This window comes from Geminicoccus flavidas (assembly GCF_009806515.1).
GTDB classification, from domain to species: domain Bacteria; phylum Pseudomonadota; class Alphaproteobacteria; order Geminicoccales; family Geminicoccaceae; genus Geminicoccus; species Geminicoccus flavidus.
The window spans coordinates 1-2971 of sequence record NZ_WUJP01000078.1; the positions used below are offsets into that span (position 1 = coordinate 1).

Genomic DNA, 2971 nt, shown 5'->3' on the forward strand with positions numbered 1-2971 from the left:
GACGCGGCATCGGAGGAAAGGCTGAGCGGCTCGAACCGGGCTGCCAGCCGGGCGAGGTTGTCCCACGGCGTACCCCAGTCATCAAGCGGTCGCCGCGCCGCCACGGCGGAAAGTGCGGCGCGCTCCCCCTCGTCGCTGCCCGCCGGAATGCCGCCCGCCGCAGTCTGCAGGGCACGGTAGAGGATGGCCTGCGGCACCTCGAAGGGAGCCTGAGCGCCGGTCGCCTGCAGGGCCTGGGCGATCCGCTCGGCAAGCCCGCTCAGCGAACCGCCCCGGGCCGTCGCGGCACAGGCGGCCAGGACGTCGTGGTAGCGCTCCAGGAAGCCCACCTCGTCCAGCCACAGGGCCCGGCCGATCGAGCCCCGGGCGAACGGCAGGAGTGCCCGCCTCGCTTCCGGCGGCCGGTCCGGTAGCGCCAGGCCCAGCAGGCGCTCCACGACCTGGTCGTCCAGCCGCTTCAGTCGCAGGCGCACGCAGCGGGACGCGATGGTCGGCAGGATCCGACCCGGGACATGGTTGATCAGGAGGATGACCGTGCCGGCTGGCGGCTCTTCCAGCAGCTTCAGGATCGCGTTGGCGCTCTGGGGGTTCAGGTCGTCGGCGGCATCGACGATCAGCACCCGGCGCCCGCCCAGCCCGGCAGTGGCGCCGAACTCCTCCTTCAGGTCACGGGCCTGGTCGACCTTGATCACCGCCCGCCGGCCTCGCGCCGCCTCGACCTCCAAGACATGCAGGTCCGGATGGCTGCCGCCGGCCAGCATCCGGAACACCCGGTCGGTCGGCTCGGTGCGTAAGAGGTCGTCATGGGCAGCGCCCAGCAGGACCCGGGCGAACCGCCAGGCCAGGGTCGCCTTGCCGATGCCGCGCGGACCGCTCAGCAGCCAGCCATGGGCGACGCGCCCGGATGCCAGTACCCGGGCCAGCTGCCGGGCCGGCTCCTCCTGGCCCAGCAGCTCGACCGCAAGGCGCGGTTCGGGCAGGCTCATGTCCGGCCGTCCAGGCGCGTGACGGTCTCCTGCCAGACCCGCTCCGCCACCTCGTCCGGCGGCAGGCTGGCATCGATCACGGCAACCCGGCCGGGCTCAGCCCGGGCGATCGCCTGGAAGCCCGCCCGGACCCTCTCATGAAAGGCCGTGCCCTTGGCCTCGAAGCGCCCGCTACCGCCGGCCGCCTCGCGGCGCGCTGCCGCAATCGGCACGGGCAGGTCGAGCAGGAGGGTGAGGTCGGGACGCGGCTCGGGCAGCAGCAGATCGTGCAGCCGGTCGACCAGCTCGATGCCGAGCCCGCCGGCCAGGCCCTGATAGACCCGCGTGCTGTCCAGGAACCGGTCGCAGAGCACCCAGGCGCCGCTCTCCAGGGCCGGCATGATCACCCGCTCGACATGGTCGGTGCGCGCTGCAGTCATCAGCAGGAGCTCAGTCCGTGCCGACCAGCGGTCGGCAGCACCGGCCACGGCCAGGTCACGGATCCGCTCGGCCCCCTCGGTGCCGCCAGGCTCCCGGGTGGTGACGACGCGCCGGCCCTGGGCTTCCAGCCGGCGTGCCAGCAGGGGCAGCTGGCTCGACTTGCCGGCGCCCTCGCCGCCCTCGAAGGTGATGAAGCAGCTCACCGGATCAGACGAAGCTCCGCACATAGAACAGGCCGAGGCTCCAGATCCGACGGAACCAGGAGGCCTCGGGCACGTCGGCGCCGGCGACCAGCGGGACAACGACCGGCTCCTGGCCAGGAGCGGAGACGGTGAGGTTGGCGAGCGGCTGGCCCTTGGCGACCGGTGCCGGCACCGGGTCGTCCCAGACAGCCCTCATGGTGAGCCCCTGTGCGGCACCGCGTGGGACGGTCATGGCGACGTCATCGGCGGGCACCAGCGGCACGGTCGGCTGCTCGCCCAGCCAGACCTGGGCGTGCTCGACGTTCTGGCCCGCGCGGAACAGGACCTGCTCCTCAAACTCGCGAAACCCGAATTCCAGCATCCTGGCACTTTCCTGGGCGCGCTCCTTTTCGGAGCCCAGCCCCGCCATGACCAGGATGATCCGCCGCCCGTCGCGCTGTGCCGAGGCTACCAGTCCGTAGCCCGCCTCCTCGGTATGGCCGGTCTTGAGGCCGTCCACCCCGGGCACGCCGCTGCGCAGCAGCGGGTTGCGCGAGAACTGGCGGATGTTCTGGTAGGTGAACTCCTCTTCCCCGTAGATCGAGTAGTAGTCCGGAAAGTCCACGATCAGCCGCCGCGCCAGGGTGGCGAGGTCGCGGACCGTCATCCAGTGGTCCGGATCGGGCAGGCCGTTCGAGTTGGCGAAGTTCGAGCCGGTCAGGCCGATCGCCCGCGCCTTCTCGGTCATCTGCCGGGCGAACCCGGCCTCGCTGCCCGCCAGCCCCTCCGCGATCACGACGCAGGCATCGTTGCCGGACTGGATGATCACGCCGCGGATCAGGTCGCCGACCTTCACCCGGTCGCCGACCTTGACGAACATCTTGGAGCCGCCGGTGCGCCAGGCCGTCTCGCTGACCGGCAGCTCGTCGTTCTCGCTGAGCCGCCCGGCCCGGATCGCGTCGAACACCATGTAGGCGGTCATGAGCTTGCTCATCGACGCCGGCGGCAGGCGCAGGTCGGGCTCCTTGGCGAACAGGACGCTGCCGGTGCGGTGGTCGAGCAGGATTGCCGCGCGCGCCTTGGTCTCGAACGCGAGCGGCTGGGCGGCGGCCGGTGACACCAGGCCGGGCATGGGGAAGGCCAGCAGGGCCAGGCCCAGTAGGACCAGGCACCGCAGGGCGAACAGCCGCAGGAGACGACGTGCCAGCACGGGATGAGTCATGAAGCCTGCCCTCCGCAGGATCGGTAAGCCAGCTCAGGTCCCGCAGATCGTGGCCGGCCGGGACGGGCCGGTATTCTCGGTGAGAAAGGCCTGGGGATGACCGGCCGCCTGCACACGGGCCAGCAGCCGCCGGGCGCTCGCGGGATCGGTCTCGGGCCCCA

At 71.8% G+C, this 2971-nt stretch carries 3 protein-coding genes; all 3 read right to left on the reverse strand.

Annotation, left to right across the window (positions count from 1 at the left end):
- On the reverse strand, window positions 1-986 hold a 986-nt coding region (locus tag EQG76_RS02035; RefSeq protein WP_159710149.1), incomplete at its 3' end, for a DNA polymerase III subunit delta'.
- On the reverse strand, window positions 983-1609 hold the full coding sequence (gene tmk / locus EQG76_RS02040) for a dTMP kinase (RefSeq protein ID WP_235031161.1): 627 nt from the start codon (window positions 1607-1609) through the stop codon (window positions 983-985). The genes EQG76_RS02035 and tmk, both read right to left, overlap by 4 nt.
- Before the next feature lie 4 nt (window positions 1610-1613).
- Complete coding sequence (locus tag EQG76_RS02045) at window positions 1614-2810, reverse strand: D-alanyl-D-alanine carboxypeptidase family protein (RefSeq protein ID WP_200840487.1); 1197 nt, start codon at window positions 2808-2810, stop codon at window positions 1614-1616.
- Window positions 2811-2971: the final 161 nt, after the last annotated feature.

What these genes read in the sequence shown, in the direction of transcription:
- EQG76_RS02045 (WP_200840487.1), bottom strand. Translation starts at nt 2,810, where the DNA reads ATGACTCATCCCGTGCTGGCACGTCGTCTCCTGCGGCTGTTCGCCCTG.